Origin of the sequence: Mesorhizobium vachelliae (assembly GCF_033977325.1) — a bacterium.
GTDB classification, from domain to species: Bacteria; Pseudomonadota; Alphaproteobacteria; order Rhizobiales; family Rhizobiaceae; genus Mesorhizobium; species Mesorhizobium vachelliae.
In genome coordinates this window covers 82,545-101,604 of the sequence record NZ_JAVIIR010000020.1, presented here as the reverse complement: position 1 = coordinate 101,604, position 19,060 = coordinate 82,545, and the positions used below count along the sequence as shown (strand labels likewise).

Here is a 19,060-nt window from a genome sequence, read left to right as displayed (position 1 = left end):
GGAACATCGATGACCGCTGCTATCGCCGCTCGCTCGCTTCGGCGCTGTTGAGGAGCGCGCTCGCGAGCGGCTTCGTCACCGCCGAGCTACACCACTCAGCGGGACACGACCTGCTGGAGACATGGGCAGACATGACATCGGCGAAGAATGACGACAAAAGAAGCCTACCGGCTGGTCACCTTCCTTAACGCGTTGACCGGAAGGGTGCCCAATGTCGTCTATTCCATTTTACCGGCCGAAACCGCGACAACGCCTCTACCTGTCTCGCGGGATTTCAGGAAAATAAATGGCCTGAGTTTCCAAAGTCGCAAAGAAAGGTAATGGCGAACCATCACTGAGGGGAGACCACTTCTAATCTAAAAAGGCGCAGACGACGCTTCCGTCGCCTGCTCGTCGCGATGGCATCATGTTGCCAGGACGTTTTGCGAACCGAGGCGTTCTCGCGGAATTCGCGGCAGCAGTAGCCGTTGACCCGCGGCATAACGAGAATTCGGCAAAGCCTCAGACCTGCACTGTCTCCCGGAGCGCGCGTGTTGCAGCGACCATGTTCACGAGGGCAGGGCGGACCTCCTCCCAATTGCGTGTTTTGAGGCCACAGTCGGGGTTTACCCAAAGTTGAGCATCAGACAGGCGCTCGCGGGCAAGCATGAGGAGGGCCGAAATCTCGGCGACTTCCGGAACGCGCGGTGAGTGGATGTCATAGACTCCAGGACCGATTTCGTTCGGATATTTAGAGCTCGTAAAGGCGTCAAGCAGTTCCATTGCCGAGCGCGATGTCTCAATCGAAATTACATCCGCATCCAGCTCAGCGATCGCGTCGATGATCTCGTTGAATTCCGAATAGCACATGTGGGTATGGATCTGAGTCGAGTCCTTTACACCTGTTGAAGCGATCCGGAAGCATTCGACCGACCAGTCAAGATAGACCTTCCAGTCGCACTTGCGCAGCGGCAAGCCTTCGCGAAACGCGGCCTCGTCGATCTGGATCATCCTTGCGCCGGCTCTTTCTAGGTCCGTCACTTCATCGCGAATAGCGAGCGCGATCTGGCGGCAGACCTCGGAGCGGGGTACGTCGTCGCGAACAAAAGACCAATTGAGAATGGTCACTGGGCCTGTTAGCATTCCCTTTACAGACTTTTGCGTAAGCGACTGGGCGAATTGCCACCAGCGCACCGTCATCGGATTGGGGCGCGATACGTCGCCGAAGATGATGGGGGGACGCACGTAGCGCGACCCATAGCTCTGCACCCAGGCATGTTCGGTGAAGGCGAAGCCGGAAAGTTGCTCGCCGAAATACTGTACCATATCGTTTCGTTCGAACTCGCCATGCACCAGCACGTCCAGCCCGATCTCCTCCTGCCAGCGAATAGCAGCCTCGATCTCCTTCTTCAGAAAGGTTTCGTAATCGACATAGCTGAGCTGGCCCTTCGCGTGAGCGGAACGCGCCTTGCGCACCTGAGGCGTCTGCGGAAAGGATCCAATGGTCGTCGTCGGGAACGGCGGCAGGCCGAGCGCGCGGGCCTGGGCCCTGGAACGCTCGGCAAATGCGCTCCTTCGTTGCTTCATGGCGCCGTTAATGTCGGCGATCCGCCCTTCAACGAGCGGGTCATGGACCTTCGTGGATGTTGCGCGAGTCGCGGCAGCCTCGGCAGAAGCTTTCAACTCGCCAGCCACCGCATCTCTACCTTGGGACAAGGCCCGGGCCAGGATGACCAGCTCGTCGATCTTCTGGGCCGCGAAGGCGAGCCACGACCTGATGTTCGCATCCAGTGCCGTCTCCATACGCAAGTCGATCGGCACATGCAGCATCGAGCACGAAGACGCGATCTCGACTCGGTCCAACGGCCAGCCCGCGACGATCGGCTTGATGCGGTCGAGAATGGCAGTAAGGTTCGCGCGCCAGACGTTACGGCCATTGATCAAGCCAAGCGAGAGCACCAGATCCTTAGGCGCGAGCCGACCAACCGTCTCCAACTGTTCGGGAGCACGCGAGAGATCAAAATGCAGGCCCGCCACAGGCAGCGATATCGCCGTCTCGAGATTTTCCCCCAGAGGCCCGAAATAGGTAGCCAGCATGATCTTCAGCTCGGGCGCGGCCTTCGACAGCTGCCCGTAGGCAAATTCAAGTGCGGCTCGTTCGTTCTGGTTTAGATCGAGCACAAGCGCTGGCTCATCGATCTGCACCCAATCGGCTCCCGAGAATTTCAACCTCCGCAGGAGTTGCTCGTAGACGGGCAGAAGCCGCGGCAGGAGCGCGAGGGGATTGAAACCTTCGGCAGGTGATTTCGCCAGCTTGAGAAAAGTGACCGGTCCAAGGATGACCGGGCGTGTATGAATGCCCAGGGCTTTAGCCTCGAGGAAGTAATCAACCGGTTTGGTCGACGAGAGTGTGAACGCCTGATCGTCGTCAAGTTCCGGCACGATGTAATGATAGTTGGTGTCGAACCATTTGGTCATTTCCATCGCGGTTAGGGCAGGGCCAGCCGCATGCTCCTGACCAGAGTCGCAATTCCCCGTCTGACCTTGGTTGCCGCGGGCCATGGCGAAATAGATGTCGAGTGGGACCTCGCCGCCATTCCATGCGTAGCGAGACGGCACGGCGCCGACCATGGCGGCGGTGTCGAGTACATGGTCGTAGAGCGAAAAGTCGTTCGAGGGGATTTTCGACACACCGCGATCGCGCTGCTCCTCCCAGCTCGCGGCACGGAGTGCCTTTGCCGTCGCGAGAAGGTCGGCAGCGCAAGATTTTCCGGACCAATAGCTTTCGAGCGCGAATTTCAATTCCCGCCTGCGACCGATACGCGGCACACCAAGCGTCGCTACAGGAATTTGCTGAGAGAGAGTCATGCGATACCCCGATGGTTGGGGCGTGGGGGACAACGAAGGCGCCAGTAGGCCGGTACGAACGCCGGGCTGCAGCGGCCACCGAGACACCCCGCCCGTGGACAATAGTTCGCCGTGGCAGGTCTCCTGGCTCGGGGGTCATAGCCTCTATCCGTCTTCCCGAGGCTGTTCGCCTCAGTGACATGAGTGGGGTCGGCTCGCCTCTAACAGTTGCGGGGGCAGCGCCGGCATCGCACCGGCTTCCCTCTTAGCTCCGCTGCGGCAGCGCCGTACGGAGAACCATGGCTTGGACACAATCACAGCAGTCCGCTCTTTTGTCAACATCGCATAAAGAAATCTTTATGTCATTATGTGAACGCACTTTGTACTATCACAGTGATTTCCAAGTCGCGTGGAGGGACGAACAAGGGGCGTTTGGATCGCGAATATATTTAATTCGGCACGCGGTAAGGCAGATTGGCTACATGAAGCCAGACCTTGGCTGCTGCAGGGCCCGGGCCAAATCGACAAATGGGCGCGCTGTGCAGAACTGTGACAGACGGCGGTTCGGCCCGGCTGCGCAAGGGTTGTTAGCCGCGCCTTTGGTCGAATGGATTGGGGCGCGAAGGCAGGGTGTCTGGCTCGACCCCGTCGAGGGCTTCTTCGCCGAGCTGTCGAGCGACGCCTCAAGCGAGGCGCCTTTCATCTTGTCGTGTAGGCGGCCATCAACCGCTTCTTCGCCGAGCATAATCCGACAACCCAAACGCTTCACCTGGACCGCCGACCCGAACAAAATCATCGCCGCCGTCAAACGTGGGCACCAAGTGTTAGATTCAATCCACTACTGGCTACCGACTACTGCTCGAAAAGCAGTGCCAAGGTGGGGCCAGCCGCGCGCTCGCAACTTGGCCTACATCCGATTGCCAGATGCAGTTCATTTAGGGCAACCCAAAGGGGTAGAAGCACACAAACTGATCATCTCTGTTCAAGCTCGGTGAGGATTTAATTTTAACGTTTCATGGCCTCGCCGGGCGGCTCGCTCCAGACGCGAGGTGCTCGGCCTGCAGTTCTGCGTCACGCGATCCTAGGCGGAGTCAGGAGTTGGCGCGGTTCAAGGGCGCAACAAAGCTGCACCACACGAAGCAGAGGGGAAAGACGAACGCGGAGTCGGCTACATCAAGGAGAACGCGAACGCCGGCCGGCGGTTCGAGAGCTGGGCGGCGTTCGAGGCGCATCTGGATCGGTGGATGCGCGAAGTTGCCGACCAGGGCGAACACGGCACCACCGGCGTTGCGCCCGTGGAACGTTTTGCCGCTGAAGCTCGAGCGCTCCGCGCGCTTTCCGGCAGGTCGCCGTTGGGCAATTGTGGGGCCTGATCCGCAAGGTCCAGGCCGACTGTGCGATCGATCTGGATACGAACAGCTACTCGGTGCCCTGGCGCCTGATCGGCGAGAGCGTCCAGGTCGTGGTTTTGGCTGGCCGTGTGATCATCCGTCATGCGGCCAGATGGTGAGCGATCATGCCCTGTGCCCGGGGCAGTGGTACAATCCCGAAAAGGCTTCGGCTTCATTGCTCCTGAAAACGGTGAGAAGGACATCTTCGTTCATGCCACCGCGCAGACCCGCTCAGGACTGAGCATGCTGATGGAGGGGCAGAAGGTGTTTGTCCAATGCGGGCAGGGCAAGAAAGGCCTGGAGGTACGGAATATTCGCCTCGCCTAGCCAAATGCGTTGGCCCAACCGAAATTGCGCCTCAGACAAAGAAAAAGCCCGCTGCCGGGAGGAGGTGGCAGCGGACTCTATTTCGAATGAGGCGCGGGAGGAGGTGCGCCCACTCAGCGTCGGCACCATCTGGGAGGAGTAGATGGTCGACAAGTCATGATCATACCGATAGCAACGGATATTGCAACGCACAAATTTTATATCGCAAGTGCGAAACCATGCCGGATCCGCTTAGTCGAGCCTGAAAAGTCCGGTCAGGCTGCGGCTTTGTTGTGGGTACGCTTGGCAGGTGCCGGCGTTCCCGGATCCTTAATGAGGTTGGAAATCTCGGCCGCTTCTGGGATCCCTGGCGAGTGAATGTCATAGACACCAGCGGCGACCTCGTCCCGGCCTTCGGCCAGGGCAAAGGCGAGCACGACCAACTCGTCGGTCTTTTGCGCCGCGAAGGCGAGCCACGACTTCACATCCGCGTCGAGTGCCGTCTCGATGCCCACGTCAATCGGCAGATGCAGCATCGATAAGGCTCTGTTGGAATGCCGTCGCGCATCTTTTGTCCATTTATCGGGTGGATGATTGCTATTCCAACAATCAATTTTACCGTCCTAATAAAATCGTATTAGAGGATCCTGAATTGCAGCGCGTTGGGTATCCTCGTCGTGATTGGTGCGTCGACCGAGGCCGCCGGAAAGAAGTCGCAGACGGCATGTGCGGGATTGTTGGTATCGTTGGGCAACAGCCCGTGTCGGAGCGGTTGGTCGACGCCTTGAAGCGTCTGGAATATCGCGGCTATGATTCCGCCGGCGTTGCGACTATCACCGAGGGCGCCTTGCAGCGGAGGCGCGCTGAGGGCAAGCTCGTCAATCTAGAGAAGAGACTGAAGGCAGAGCCGCTAAACGGCTCCATTGGCATCGCCCACACGCGCTGGGCAACCCACGGAGCGCCGACGGAAGGCAATGCGCATCCGCACTTTACCGACGGTGTGGCCGTCGTCCATAACGGCATCATCGAGAATTTTGCCGAGCTGAAGGAGGAATTGACGGCGGGGGGAGCCGAGTTCCAGACCGACACCGACACGGAAGTCGTCGCCCATCTTGTGGCAAGACACCGCCAGGAGGGCATGGGCCGGGGCGAAGCGATGCATGCCATGTTGAAACGCATCAAGGGCGCCTACGCGCTCGCCATCCTTTTTGAGGATGATCCGTCGAGCATCATCGCAGCGCGCAATGGACCACCGCTGGCAATCGGCCACGGCGACGGCGAGATGTTTCTGGCATCCGACGCGATCGCACTTGCCCCCTTCACGAATGAAGTCACCTATCTCATCGACGGTGACTGGGCCGTAATCGGCAAGGGGGGTGCCGATATCTTCGATTTCGACGGCTACCCAGTAGAGCGTCCGCGTCAGACCTCTATGGCCGCGGCTTATCTGGCCAACAAGGGCAAACATCGCCACTTCATGGAGAAGGAAATCTACGAGCAGCCCGAGGCCATCGGCCATGTGCTCGCTCATTATGTCAGCTTGATAGAGAATCGCGCCGATCCGGTTCCTAGCTTCGATTTTGCCAGCATTCCGAGCCTGGCGATCTCTGCCTGCGGCACCGCCTACCTCGCCGGACTGATAGGAAAATACTGGTTCGAACGCTATGCTCGCCTGCCAGTCGAAATCGACGTTGCGTCCGAATTTCGCTACCGCGAGATCCCGTTGTCGCCCCAGTCTGCTGCTCTTTTCATTTCGCAATCTGGCGAAACCGCCGATACGCTGGCCTCGCTGAGATACTGCAAGAAACTTGGACTGAAAATCGGCGCCGTCGTCAATGGCGCCGAATCGAGCATCGCTCGGGAGGCCGACGCGGTCTTCCCAATCCTTGCCGGCCCAGAGATCGGCGTCGCCTCCACCAAGGCGTTCACCTGCCAGCTTGCCGTTCTTGCCGCACTTGCCATCAGCGCCGCCCGGACCCGCGGAACAGTAACCGAAAATGAGGTGCAGGCGCTGGTCCGAAGCCTTGCCGAAATGCCGCGCATTATGGGCCAGATCCTGAACAGCATCCAACCTAAGATAGAGCTTCTGGCGCGCGAATTATCCAGATATCACGACGTCCTGTATCTTGGCCGTGGCACCAGCTTCCCACTGGCAATGGAAGGTGCGCTGAAGCTCAAGGAGATTTCCTACATCCACGCCGAGGGCTATGCGGCGGGTGAATTGAAGCACGGTCCGATCGCATTGATAGACAAGAACATGCCGGTGATCGTCATCGCGCCGTTTGATCGCTTTTTCAACAAGACCGTCTCCAACATGGAGGAAGTCGCCGCCCGTGGAGGGCGGGTTATCCTCATCACCGATGAAAAAGGAGCAACCGCATCCAAGCTCGACACCATGCACACGATCGTGCTGCCAGCTGTCGACGAGATTATCGCGCCGATGATCTTCTCGCTGCCCATACAGCTTCTTGCCTATCACACAGCGGTCTTCATGGGCACAGATGTCGACCAGCCGCGCAACCTCGCAAAATCAGTCACCGTCGAATAGGGAGACCTATCGCAAAAGCGGAAACTTTCTTGTCGCGGACCCATTGCTACATCGCAATTTTTTGATTTTCCGGCCGGATATTGCGTTGGATGTTTTGGGATGGTTACGGAGACCTGTAGGAAATCGGAAACTAACTTATTCGGTGCGGGAAGCGGCTAAGCCTCTGCGTCACAAAAATTAAGGTGCATAGGCCGTAAATTGAAACCTCCAAACTTCGGTTGAAGCGCTTGGAGGGCGCGGCTGAGACATGTCACCAGTCACCCGTGCCCATGCCGATGTTGATGCGGAAGAACCAGGGGTGGAGCCTTGGCGGAAAAGGCTTGGGCCCCAACCGTTCCAGATAAGGCGCTTCAATGGCCGAAACGGCCGTGCCGTCGCGATCCTTGTCGACGAAAAAGCTGGCCCCGCGTTCTATCCGAACGTGTTTGTGACGGCTGCCTTCGTGAAGGCGAATCGATCTCCCGAGACGTGCGTGAAGGCTTTGGCCAGCATCGCTATGGCCAGATGCTGGGCAAAGTCGAGAGGAGCGGATCTAGATCTTCAGCTAAGGACCGGAGATTTGCTCAGCATCGAAGAGGTCGAATCGCTGGCGGACTACCTGTTGCTCTCGGCAAGGGCTCAGGCAGAACAGATTACTCCCGTCAAAAACCATGGGGCCGGTACGCAAATCCTCAGGCCATTCGGATCTCGTCCGCAGCAGGCAATGGCTGCCGACAGCCGATTGGCGAACCCGAAGGAAGCAGCCGTTCGGATCCACTACGTCGCCGAGTACTTCGATTGGCACCTCAAGCTTCGCTTGGGATCGCTCGAAAGGCTAAAGCGGGAAAGCGCGGATCTCCGGACGCTCGGCGAGCAGCTGCTGTCCAGGTTGCGCCAGCGCGGGCGCGGCTTCAACATATCGACATCCGACGACGAAACCCGCGAAGGCATCCCGGCGGAGATGGTGGACAAGATCACGGCGGCGCTTGCGCCGGGGTCTCCTGATAACCCATTCGAGCCTGGGTTCGTCCAGGACCGGAACCACCTTCTGTGGCTGCTCTACGCAAGCAGCGGTGCGCGCCGTGCCGAAATCCAGTCGGTCCTGGTTCGAGATGTCGTTTACGCGAACCGGACCGTGTTCGTCAGACGATCAAAGACACAACCGCGGGACGTGTTCATCGGCAAAGAGGGTGCCGAGGCATTCGATTCTTTTGTCGAAACGCATTGGTCCCGGTTGCCGAAAGCGGCCCGGAAGCATGGCCAACTCTTCACGGACAAACAGGGTAGGCTGCTGTCGCTCAGGCAGGTGAACCGGATCTTCGAGCGGATCCGAGCGATGTTGCCGGATGCTCCCGGCTACCTGACGCCTCACACGATGAGGCGGACTTGGAACGACCGCTTCAGCGAATTGGTCGACCAACAGCCCCCGGACAAGAGAATGGATCCTGAGCAGGAGATCCGCATCAGGAACAAGCTTCAAGGGTGGTCACCGCAGTCGGAGATGGGAGCCCAGTATGCCCGTCGCCATATCCGAAAGCGGGACGATGACCTCGCAGAGAGGCTGGCCAATAACATTATAGAGCGAGGATCAGGTGAGCGCGGCAGAGCCGAAGAAGAGAATTAAGGACGACGCCAAAGACGTCGCGCTACTTGATGGTCGAGTTGAGGCGATCTTACAGACGGGAGTGACGTATATAAGTAGCGATCAAGCGACGCATCGCTATGATTTTGGCTGGAACGACCCGAACCTGACGTGCTGTCGTTCTGCTAGCGCGATCTTGCACGGCATGTTTTCCACGCACTCGCTCTCCTACGTCCAGGCGTGTACCCGATATGTCGGGGCCGCCATTGCTGAGGGAAGGAGAGCCGGCCGCCCAATGGAGATGCTGGGGCTTGTTGATATTGCTGAGTGGCCTGCAAGGCACGGGTTGGCGACTTGGCCCTTTTTGCCGGCCGTACTGTCGCGATGGACTGAATCCGGTTTGCCAGGTCTTGAACCGGAACTTATCGCCTTCTTGACTGGCCCGGAGGCTTTTGAGGAGCGATACGAGGGGCAGTACTTCGCCCTTGTAGCAAACGATCCCGAGCGTGGCGCCTTAACTGAACAGGAACTGCGAAGCGTCAGAGACGGTGTGAATCGAGCCTTCGAAGAAGGCGGGATTGACCTCTCCGAATGGGCGCTAGTCTGGTTCCTAATCGCTACCGGAGTGCGCCCCGTTCAGATTGCCCGCATGAGACGTGGCGACGTGATCGTGACGTCAGGGCCAGAGGGGAATGAGATCACGCTTGCAATCCCACTAGCAAAAGGCGAACAGCAGGTCGGCACGGCACGATGGAAAAGGAAGTGCCCGTCTGTCCTTGCCGACGTGTTGCTGCGCTACCTGTGGGGGCCGGGAGACCAAAGCCATCCTGACGCTTGCCTCTTCTTCGAGCGATCGGATGAGATCCAGAACCGAATCCACTCAATCTTCCGCCGCGTGAAGACTTGGTCAGATCGGCTGGGTGGACCCGTTCCAATCTTTCCCTATCGCTTCCGGTATACGCTGGGCACCAGAGCTATCGCGCTCGGAGCGACAGACCACGAGGCGGCTCGTCTCCTGACCCATCGGTCGACAAGTTGCGTTCACTACTACCGTGCGGCGCTCCCGACGCTTCAGAAGCCCATTGCTGACGCGATCGGACCCGAAATGGGGTTCATCGCCAGCGTCTTCCAAGGCCGACCGATCGACACCCTCCAAGAGGCGACCCGGAAAGGGCAGCCTGGGGCGGTGATCAGGGACTTCGCCCACCTCGTCGGGCAAAAGCTCGGCGCTTGCGGCACGATGGCGAAGTGCCATCACGACGCGCCTCGGGCTTGCCTCACTTGCCACAAGTTCGAACCCCTACGCGGAGCGCCTTGGGAGCAGTTCCTCCAGGTTCTGGAGGAGGACCTCGAGAGCGAGACGGAGGATCGGATCAGGCTGATCACCGAAGAGCAGATCGATGCCGTCCGCGCCATCATCATCGAACGTGACGCGCACGCGAGGGCCGTCCAGTGAGCGGCGTCGTTGTCCCCTTCGTCGGCCGCCCGGAAGAGACGGCCCGCGAGAACCTCGCGGGCTTCATCGAGCATGCCCGCGCTCTGCCGTTCTTCTCCGGCGAGAATGCCTTGCCGTGGGACGCTCTGACGTGGGATCTCCGGGAGCGATCGAAGTCGAGGGGCAACCGCAGTCTCGTACTCCACTTCGTCGACTTCGATTCGGCGGGCCGGGGAGCCGGAAAGTCGGGGGCCGTGGCGATCGGGAAACCGTTCCTGGAGACGGCGAAAGCCTTGGTCGCCAACGCAATCCTCTCCGGACAGGTCAGTCGGCCCTACCGATGGTTGTTGGCTCTGCGAGCCGTCGACAAGGCGTTCCGAGAGATTGGCGACGAAGCCGACCTGGTCGCGTTGACGCCGGCCGTCCTCGACAAGGCTGTGTCGTTGATCCGGGCGGAGCACGACGACAAAAACGGCTTGGCAAGTTCCCTTGAGCAAATCGCCGGGTTCGCGGCCGCGAAGCACCTGACCTCCGTGCATCTCGCCTGGAAGAGCTCGGCCCCGACCGTCCGAGATCAGCGCCGTAGCATCCAGGTGCGGGAAGACGGCTCGTCGAACGTCATCGAGAAGCTGCCGCACCTCAAGTGCGTGCTGGACCTCGCGAGCGTCTTCTTGGGCGCGGAGACCGGGGCGGACGCGGTGACGACGGCGTGGTTCGCGCTGGCGATGTTCGCGCCCAGCCGTGTCTCCGAGATCCTTGCGCTGCCGGTCGGGTGCGAAACCGAAATGGGCGGAGTGTACGGGATATCCTGGCGGCCCGCGAAGGGCGGCGAGCCGCTGACGAAGTTCGCGACCACCCTGGAGTGGGCCGACGTCGCGAGGACCGCGATCCGCCGTCTCAAAGCGATAGGCGAGCCCGCAAGACGGGCGGCCGCCTGGTACGCCCGCAATCCCGGCAAGCTCTACCTGCCGCCGGGGTACGAGCATCTGCGCGACCAGCCGCTCACGCAGCCAGAGGTCTACGCCATCCTCGGTGTGCAGGGAGAGTTCAACAACTACGCCCTCAGCCGGATCATCGAGCCGACCGAGCACTGCACGACGGATCCGGCTCGTACGGACGGGAGAGGTTGGACGAGGCTCTACGACTTCGGATCGTTGCAGACCTATGTCGTTGAGCACCTTCCCCTCGGCTTTCCTTACGCCGACAGGAAGTTCGACCTTATGGCGGAGGACGCGCTCTTCTGCGTCCCCAGACACACGATGCGCGGCAACGTGGCAGTCCAGGCGAACGTGCCCGACCTGATCGATCCGGGCCGCATCTACAAGGATCTGAACCACCCGAGCTCCACCGTCTTCGTCCGGCACGGCCTGCTCAACCCGGAAACCGGACAGCCGTGGACGCTGACCAGCCATCAGCCGCGGCACCTGCTGAATACGCTGGCACAGTCCAAGCATCTGTCGCAGGCGCTGATCGCGTTTTGGTCCGGGCGGAAACGGGTCGACCAGAACAGCTGGTACGACCACATCCCGCACGAGGTCTTCATCGAGCTCTATGCGGCGATGGGCGGCGACGCACCCCGGGCGGTGAAGGCGACGGGTCCTTTGGCCGACAAGGTCGCGGCCCGCGCCGGCAAGGAGATGATCTCCGGCGAGGACGCGCTCCGCCTCGAGGTGGGGTCGGTTATATCCACCCGGTACGGCCTCTGCCGGCACAACTACTCGCTCACGCCGTGCCCCAAAGACAAAACTGCATCGGCTGCGGCGAGAACTCCTTCATCAAGGGAGACGAGAGGCACCTCTCCGAAATCCGCGTGCAGCTGGCCGTCAGTGAGCGGGCCGTTGCCAACTGCATTGCGGCGATCGAGGAGGACGAGCCGGGCGTCGACCCGTGGCTCGAAAAGCACCGGGAGGCGGCCTCGCGCTGGGCATTGGCGCTCCGTCTTATGACGGACCCCGCCGTCGAAGACGGCGTCCTGATAACGCTGCCGCCGCCCAAGGTGTCCCAGACGAAGACCGGCCTGGCGGCCGCCATCCGGTCGGCCGAGCTCCCGTCGGCCGGCGGGGCGGACGACTTGGCGGCGTTCATGCGGATTACCGGGGAGAGGTGATGTCGAAGCGGCTGTCGGACCAAGACATCGAGAAGGCGGTGCGGCTGCTCGACGCCTGGACGGGCAAGCTGACCTGGGAAAGGTACTTGGCCGTCCTCGCGACGGAACTGGGCCAGACCTACACCAAGGCAGGGCTGCGCAAGCAGTCGAGGATCCTCAACGCGTGGGAGATGACCCGAAAGCGGCTGGACGACAGCGTCGAGGCGGCCGGCGCGCGCAGCAACGGCGACGCGGCCATCGTCCACGCTAGGGAGACGATCACGCGATTGCGGAACGAGAACGAGCGGCTCCGGCAGGAGAACCAGGACCTGTTGGAGCGCTTCCTGCGCTGGTCCTACAACGCCGTGACCGAGCGGGGGATGACGCCCGAGCAGCTCGACCGCGAGATCGTCGTACCCCGCAGGCCGGCCGAGAGGCGCGCCAAGTGACCCGGGGCGTCCAGCAGGGCGAGGAGAACGTCCGGCGGCTCAGGGCCTACCTCAAAGGGCTCGAGACGGCGCAGCGCTGTCTCCCGTCACGTGACGGCCGGCCGAACCTCTCGGCCATCGCCGACGCCTGCGGCTTCGACAGGGGCGTGTTCTACGCCAACCAGACCGCCAAGCTGTTGCTGGACGAAGCTTACCGCAATCTGGGGTTGGAAGAGGCAACGGTCGCTGCCCCGACCGCCTTTGACCAGGCAAGGCTCCGGGAGGAAACGAAGGCCAGGGCCGACGTGAGGTCGAAGGCGCTGGAGGAAGAGGTGCTCCGTCTGCGAGCGGAGAACGCCAAGCTGCGCGAGGAGAACGAGCGCTTCAGGGCGCTGAGGAGGCTCCTCGCCGACACCGGGCGGATCCCGTGACGACCGCCGTCACGCTCCAGGTCACGTCCTTCCACGACGGTCCGTGGGGCGGCGGCGTGCTCCTTGGGCTCGGCACCGACGGCGGCCGCGAAACGCTTCGCGCCAGGATCCCGGGCCGGGTGCTGCCCCGTCGTCCCGTGCCCGGCGAGCTCTGGCGGGTGACCGGCAGCCTCGGCGCATACCCGGTTCGTGACCCGAGGACCGGGTTGGTCGAAGAGGTCGAGCACATCGATGCCGCCTGGGCGGCCCCGGCGATGCCCCGGGGAGCCGCCATCCGGCGTTGGATCGCACGCAACCCGGCCATCCCCGGGGTGGGGGAGGGCTATGCCGAACGCCTCTGGGAGGCCTTCGGAGGGCGGCTGTACGACCTGATCCGCACCCGGAACGTGGAAGCGCTCGCGGAGGTGCTCGACCGCCCCAAGGCGGCCGCGATCGTCGACGCCTTCGGTCTGCTACTCGACGAAGTGACGGCCCTCCAGGAGCTCGACGAACTCGGCATCGAGGGCGCGACGGCGAACGCGGCCGTACGCCTTTTTGGGGCGGACGCGGCAAGGCGCTTCCGCGACAACCCCTACGCCATGACTTTGGCCGAGCCCTGGCGGAAGGTCGATGCCGCCGCACTCGCGAGCGGCTTGGACCCTGCCGATCGTCGCCGCATGCTGGCGGCCGTCGATGTCGCCGCGGCACAGGCCTTCCGGACGACAGAAGGCAGCTTCGGCGGGCATACGGTCGTGACGCGTGACGCACTGCTCCGTCGGGTACGCCCAATGCTTGCGCCCCTTCCTGCCCGGACGGCAGCCGACGCGCTGGAGACGGCGATCACCGCCGGCGTTCTCCGCGAAGTCTCGAAGGAGCGCTACCAGGCCCGCGGTCCGGACCTGATGGAGCGGGAACTCGAGAAGGTGGTCGCAGGGCGCCTCGCCCGATCAAAGCCCGACGTGCCAGTCACGACCCTCTTGGCCGCCATCGCGGAAGTGGAAGCAGAGACGGGCGTTCGGTTCGAAGCGGAGCAGCGCGAGGCCGTGTTCGCGGCGCTCACATTCGCCGTGTGCGTGATCGACGGCGGCGCGGGGACGGGCAAGAGCACGATCGTGAGGGCCGTGCTCCACGCCCATGCCAAGCTCGGCCGAGGCGACGTGGTCCAGGTGGCACTGAGCGGCCGCGCCGCGAAAAGGCTGTCGGAAGCGACCGGCCGGCCAGCGATGACCGTGTACCGGCTTCAGAAGGACCTGGAGCTCGGGAAGCGCTCCATGCGGTCGGGACTGGTCGTCGTCGACGAGTTCTCAATGGTCGGCACCCCGGACCTCTGGCAGCTGCTCACGGCCCTGCCCATCGACGTCGACGTTATCTTCGTGGGCGATCCGGCGCAGCTTCCGCCGATCCGGGCCGGAAACCCCGCGCAGGCGATGTGCGCCACTCCGGCCGTGCCGAGGGTGACCCTGGCGAGGATCCACCGCCAGGCGGCCGCGACCGGCATTCCCGAGATCGCGAATGCGATCAGGCGCGGCGCTCTGCCGGAGCTTCCGCCCTTCGACGCCCGCCATGCGGATCGACCCGGCGTGTTCCTTGCGTCGTGCCTGGAGGACGCAGTTCCCCAGACGGTCATGGATGTCCTTGCCGCCGTCGCCGGGCTTCACGCCCCGGGAGGAGATCCCGTCTCGAAGCTGCATTCGACCGACGTGCAGGTCCTGGCGATGGCCCGACGTGGCCCTGCCGGTGCCATCGGCCTGAGCGACGCCATCGAAAGCCGCTGGCTGTCGGCCCAGGCCGCAGTGCACGACTGGGGACTGCGGATCGGGTCGAAAATCCTTTGGGTGCGGAACTCCTACGATCGGCCGACGGGGACGAGGGATGCCGCGGGCCAGGAGCAGACGATCGACCTCATGAACGGTGCTCTCGGAGTGGTCCGGCGGGCGACGGAAGCGGGGGCCGAGGTCACCTTCGACGACGGGCTGACGGCCGAGATCTTCGCGCCGGACCTCGCCGATCTGGTGCGCGGCTGGGCGATCACCGTCCACAAGGCCCAGGGCTCGGCGTTCCGGACGGTCGTGATCCCCGTGGTGCGCAGTCGCCTCCTGGACCGCGCGATGCTCTACACGGCGGTCACCAGGGCCCGCGAGCGGGTCGTGCTCGATCCGTTGCTGTGCCGCGAGGCTGCCGAGCGCCCGCCTCATTCGGCGCTGCGGCTGCAGGCGCTCGACTTCGACGCGGCTCGACTTGACTGACAGCCCTTTGTTCGACCTGCCAGAGGCGGGTCATGTGTTGGGACGCCCTTCGTCCCGACACCTCCTCATGGGCACGGCGCACAGCGCAGGTCAGGGGAGGACCAGAGCCACGCGCAGTCGCGCGCAGGCGCCTTCGCCGAGCACGGCGAGCATGGCGAGGACCGGACCTTGACCGAAGCGAGCACCGTGGCTTCTGATGCTTCCAGTGCCCGATTGCGGCAAGAACCGGAGCGGAAACTTTTGCGGCCGATTCGGCTTGGTTCAGGCCCGATTGGACGGCAAAGTATCCGCTCGCGCTGGAGCTGTTCGAATTATGGGGTGCGAAACCCAAGGAAACTGAGCTATCCAACGCACAGTTACCGTTGGGAACGTCCTATAAGTGGAGTGATTGTGACGCGCTCATAGCTGGGCCGTCCATCGGAAATGCATTCCAACTGACAAAGCCCGTCGCACCGGCACTTGGATGGCGACGAGATGCAGATCAGGGTTCGCGGCCGATGGATATATCTTATTGCTCTATCGATTGGGGCGCGAGGGCGGGGTGGCGCGCCAGCAGAACTGCGAGGCTAGTCTCTTCCTGGAGTACGCGAATGTGGGCGTCCGCGCGCCGACTGACATCAAGATCACCTGAAACCGGTAAGTGGCGCCAACCCGTTTCCGAGTTCCCGGTAACTAGACTGGGAAGCAAAGGGAAAACCGCCCTCAACGGGATGCACATGCGACATTTCGATTTCCCCGCGCTTTCCTAAACAGCTTTCACTAGGAGGAAGGAAGCTAGTCCTTGGCACGCCCCTACAGCAGCCCGGCTTGCTCGGCCTCGCGGCGCAGGTTCTGGCGCGGCCGCGGGCCGATCTGCTGGATCACCAGGCCGGCGGCCAGCGAGCCGAGGTCGCCGCACTCCTTGAGGCTGCGCCCGGTCGTGTAGCCGTAGAGGAAGCCGGCGGCATAGAGGTCGCCGGCGCCGGTCGTGTCGACCAATTCCTTGATCGCCGTAGCGTTTATGGTGACGATCTCGTCGCCGCGCACGATCACCGAGCCCTTTTCCGAGCGCGTGACGGCGGCGATCTTGCAGTCCTTGCGGATCGCCGCCAGCGCGTCGTCGAAAGAGGAAGTCTGATAAAGCGACTTGATCTCGTGGCTGTTGGCGAAGACGATATCGACCGTGCCGGAGCGCATCAGCGCGAGGAACTCGTCGCGATAGCGGTCGACGCAGAAGGAATCCGACAGCGTCATCGACACTTCGCGCCCCGCCGCATGCGCCAGCCTCGCGGTCTGCCGGATCGCTTCCTTGGCGCGCGGCGGATCCCAGAGATATCCCTCGAAATAGGTGACCCTGGCTCCGGCGGCCTTGTCGGCCTCGACGTCTTCCGGCCCAAGCTCGACGCAGGCGCCGAGATAGGTGTTCATCGAGCGCTCGCCGTCGGGCGTGACGAAGATCATCGAGCGCGCGGTCGGCGGTTCGCCCTTGAGCGGCCTGGTGTCGAAGGCCACGCCTTGGGCGTGGATATCGTGCGTGTAGATTTCGCCCAGCGCGTCGTTCGAAACCTTGCCGAAGAACGCGGCGCGTCCGCCGAGGCTGGCGACGCCGGCGGCCGTGTTGCCGGCACTGCCGCCGGAAGCCTCGATCGCGGGTCCCATGCGGCTGTAAAGCAGTTCGGCGCGCTTGGCGTCGATGAGGTTCATCGCGCCCTTGATGATGCCGTTGGTCTCGAGGAAGGCCTCGTCGCATTGCGCGATGATGTCGACAATGGCATTGCCGATGCAAAGCACGTCATATTCCGGCATCAAAATCTCCAACGACTGACGGCTTTTTGCCACGCCGGCCGGGCGCGATCAGTTGGGATGGGCTTTCCGCATGCCAATCTACTCGGCACGAGTCTCGCGGCGCTGCGAGCCTTGCATCGCGCCGTAAGTGCCAGCCTCTCCCAGGTAGACTCAGGCTCTTCGCACCCGAAGTGCTCATAGGTCGCGGCTTGTGACCGGAAATAAATGCATCCAGCTTGACCTCGCTGACCTCAAACCGTCTTTGGGATTCCTACCACTTTTAGCGATTTGGTGTTGCAAAGCCTTGTGAATTTTCTGGAAGGATTTGTTACAAATGCTCAACCGAAACGCGACGCTTCGCCGGAGACGATCCGAGGTAGTAGCGGGCTGATGGTGCCGCGCGACGGGGCGGTGCAAAACGGCTATTTGACCGGTTAGCATTCCGCCGTCTGGCTGGTCTCAGTTGATAACCGTGTCGTGAGCAGCAGGTGCCCAACTTGCCCCTTAGACAGAGCGCGCGGAGGCCGGAGAGGGATTGCTGGCTTGACGGTGCAGCGCCGGCAAAGTCACGCGACTTGCGCGATCATTTGCGGTCAATTGCGCCAACGCGGCAGCGCGATATGAAAATTCCTACTCTGCTGCCGCTCAGGCGCAACAGTCCCTGTTAGGTGGAGGCTTGTCGGGCGTCTGTGGGAATGTTCCCGATATGCATTCATCGATGGCTTTCTGGCCTCGACAGTCAGATACGAGGCGTAAGCCTCCACTCGTCTAATCCCTGGCCTCCACAGCATTTCCGACTTTGGGTTTACGCCAGCGACGTCGATCGAATGGGAACATAATGTAATCCCGCACGGTCAGCGGCTCGGGCTGGTTTCGCATGCCAACCTCCGGCCACTCATTCTTTTTTGGCCAGTATGCCGTTAGAAAAATCGTATCCCAGATGGTTGTGAAAAACCCATAGTTTCGATGCCGGTGATGCGCTTCCATCGAGTGATGGATGCGGTGGAATTTGTTGTCACCAATGATGTATCGAAGCGGCCCAAGATTGATGCGGGTACTAGAGTGCGAAAGATGGGCCTGGAACGTAATCAGCGTCATGGCAACGATGGGCACCACGCCAGATTCAAAATGGATCAGAGCGAGTGGCAGTGCTACCAGCGCTGCGTAAACGAGTGGTTCGGAAATGTGATGATTACAATTCCATGCCGTCAATTCGCGGATCGAGTGGTGCGTAGCGTGAAGCCGCCAGAGGAATGGAACAGCATGCTGAGCGCGGTGCATCCAATAGTAAAAGAAATCGCCAGCAATCGCGACTAAAACCCCGGAAAGGACCGCCAATCCACTGCTGACGATTGCGTTGTCAGAGTGGAGCAACGTTGCGAAATTGATCGTTACCAGCGGCTTTACTCCAAGCCAGGCCAGACCAACAGCGAAGAAGTGCCAAATAAAGGCACCCAATCCGAGCCGAATTAGCCAATTCCGCACGCCGCGAGCGTATGAGGCAAGACTGTATCGATAGGCCGGAACGGTGAACTCCAGCGCGGCGCAAATGGTGGCGAAGACCACCACCAGCTCAAGCGAGTTCACGAAGATCTGCGATATATGATTAAAATCGAGAATTTGCATTTGTTTGCTCCGGCGAATCGTTCAAGCTGCGCCAGCTTCAGGTCGGAACATCGAGGCAGTCATTTTCGTCATCAGGGCGAATCCAATGGTTAGTCGATCTCCGGCGTGGCCCGATAAATTCGAGGTCGGCACCCGGATTTATATCCGCGCAGAAAGTACCAATTGCACATAGCGGTCATGCAATTTGCTTTTCGTGCGCACTCAATGGCGATTATTCTGTCGGCACGCGGGGCATCGCGGTAGCGGACTATGCGGGGTTCTCCTGGATTGGTAAAATCGATTGTTTGGATGAGACGTATCCGTTTCCTAAATGGTCGGAACAGCGCTTGGGCGAGTTGGCTTGCTCGAGGCGACAGACTTTGCGCCAGTGTTGCGGCGGCAACTTCTCATGGCAAAAGAGCTGCAAAATCAGGGTAAGCGTCGCGAGCACCGC

At 61.5% G+C, this 19,060-nt stretch carries 13 protein-coding genes, 3 pseudogenes and 1 riboswitch; of the genes and pseudogenes, 12 read left to right on the top strand and 4 right to left on the bottom strand.

What is annotated here, in order from left to right:
• On the top strand, positions 1-188 hold a 188-nt coding region (locus tag RFM41_RS30470; protein WP_320319327.1), incomplete at its 5' end, for a hypothetical protein.
• Positions 189-501: 313 nt separating this feature from the next.
• On the opposite strand, the gene metE is transcribed toward RFM41_RS30470, so the two are convergent.
• Positions 502-2,847: a 5-methyltetrahydropteroyltriglutamate--homocysteine S-methyltransferase gene (gene metE / locus RFM41_RS30465; protein ID WP_320252897.1), complete on the bottom strand. Its 2,346-nt coding sequence runs from the start codon at positions 2,845-2,847 to the stop codon at positions 502-504.
• A gap of 96 nt (positions 2,848-2,943) precedes the next feature.
• Positions 2,944-3,143: riboswitch (cobalamin riboswitch) on the bottom strand.
• A gap of 321 nt (positions 3,144-3,464) precedes the next feature.
• Here metE and RFM41_RS30460 point away from each other — a divergent pair.
• From RFM41_RS30460 to RFM41_RS30450, 3 genes and pseudogenes are all read left to right on the top strand, one after another.
• Positions 3,465-3,662, top strand: a pseudogene (locus RFM41_RS30460) (IS630 family transposase); the annotation flags it as partial.
• Between the two features lie 306 nt (positions 3,663-3,968).
• Positions 3,969-4,362: pseudogene (locus RFM41_RS30455) on the top strand (Mu transposase domain-containing protein); the annotation flags it as partial.
• A complete protein-coding gene (locus tag RFM41_RS30450; RefSeq protein WP_320319326.1) occupies positions 4,350-4,544 on the top strand; it encodes a cold-shock protein in 195 nt (64 codons plus the stop codon). The pseudogene RFM41_RS30455 and the gene RFM41_RS30450, both read left to right, overlap by 13 nt.
• Before the next feature lie 254 nt (positions 4,545-4,798).
• Here the strand turns inward: RFM41_RS30450 and RFM41_RS30445 are convergent.
• Positions 4,799-5,062 (bottom strand): annotated as a pseudogene (locus RFM41_RS30445) (hypothetical protein); the annotation flags it as partial.
• A gap of 185 nt (positions 5,063-5,247) precedes the next feature.
• On the opposite strand from RFM41_RS30445, the gene glmS reads away from it, so the two are divergent.
• From glmS to RFM41_RS30405, 8 genes are all read left to right on the top strand, one after another.
• Positions 5,248-7,071: a glutamine--fructose-6-phosphate transaminase (isomerizing) gene (gene glmS, locus RFM41_RS30440; protein ID WP_320252899.1), complete on the top strand. Its 1,824-nt coding sequence runs from the start codon at positions 5,248-5,250 to the stop codon at positions 7,069-7,071.
• A gap of 247 nt (positions 7,072-7,318) precedes the next feature.
• On the top strand, positions 7,319-8,674 hold the full coding sequence (locus tag RFM41_RS30435) for a tyrosine-type recombinase/integrase (protein ID WP_320252900.1): 1,356 nt from the start codon (positions 7,319-7,321) through the stop codon (positions 8,672-8,674).
• Positions 8,643-10,088: a site-specific integrase gene (locus RFM41_RS30430; protein WP_320252901.1), complete on the top strand. Its 1,446-nt coding sequence runs from the start codon at positions 8,643-8,645 to the stop codon at positions 10,086-10,088. The genes RFM41_RS30435 and RFM41_RS30430 overlap by 32 nt, the downstream gene beginning before the upstream one ends.
• Entirely contained in the window at positions 10,085-12,013 is a 1,929-nt protein-coding gene (locus tag RFM41_RS30425; RefSeq protein WP_320252902.1) for a hypothetical protein, read from the top strand. The genes RFM41_RS30430 and RFM41_RS30425 overlap by 4 nt, the downstream gene beginning before the upstream one ends.
• Positions 12,010-12,174, top strand: a complete 165-nt coding sequence (locus RFM41_RS30420) for a hypothetical protein (RefSeq protein WP_320252903.1) — start codon at positions 12,010-12,012, stop codon at positions 12,172-12,174. Before RFM41_RS30425 ends, RFM41_RS30420 begins: the two co-directional genes overlap by 4 nt.
• A complete protein-coding gene (locus RFM41_RS30415; protein WP_320252904.1) occupies positions 12,174-12,602 on the top strand; it encodes a hypothetical protein in 429 nt (142 codons plus the stop codon). Before RFM41_RS30420 ends, RFM41_RS30415 begins: the two co-directional genes overlap by 1 nt.
• Positions 12,599-13,012, top strand: coding sequence for a VPA1267 family protein (locus RFM41_RS30410; protein ID WP_135905230.1), 414 nt, complete (start codon positions 12,599-12,601; stop codon positions 13,010-13,012). The genes RFM41_RS30415 and RFM41_RS30410 overlap by 4 nt, the downstream gene beginning before the upstream one ends.
• Positions 13,009-15,237 carry an AAA family ATPase gene (locus tag RFM41_RS30405; protein WP_320252905.1) on the top strand — a complete coding sequence of 743 codons (2,229 nt, stop codon included), beginning with the start codon at positions 13,009-13,011 and terminating at the stop codon, positions 15,235-15,237. Before RFM41_RS30410 ends, RFM41_RS30405 begins: the two co-directional genes overlap by 4 nt.
• Before the next feature lie 792 nt (positions 15,238-16,029).
• On the opposite strand, the gene RFM41_RS30400 is transcribed toward RFM41_RS30405, so the two are convergent.
• The gene (locus RFM41_RS30400; RefSeq protein ID WP_320252906.1) at positions 16,030-17,022 is read right to left on the bottom strand and encodes an adenosine kinase; all 993 of its coding nucleotides are present in this window, start codon (positions 17,020-17,022) and stop codon (positions 16,030-16,032) included.
• A gap of 747 nt (positions 17,023-17,769) precedes the next feature.
• The gene (locus RFM41_RS30395; RefSeq protein ID WP_320252907.1) at positions 17,770-18,627 is read right to left on the bottom strand and encodes a sterol desaturase family protein; all 858 of its coding nucleotides are present in this window, start codon (positions 18,625-18,627) and stop codon (positions 17,770-17,772) included.
• Positions 18,628-19,060 lie beyond the last annotated feature (433 nt).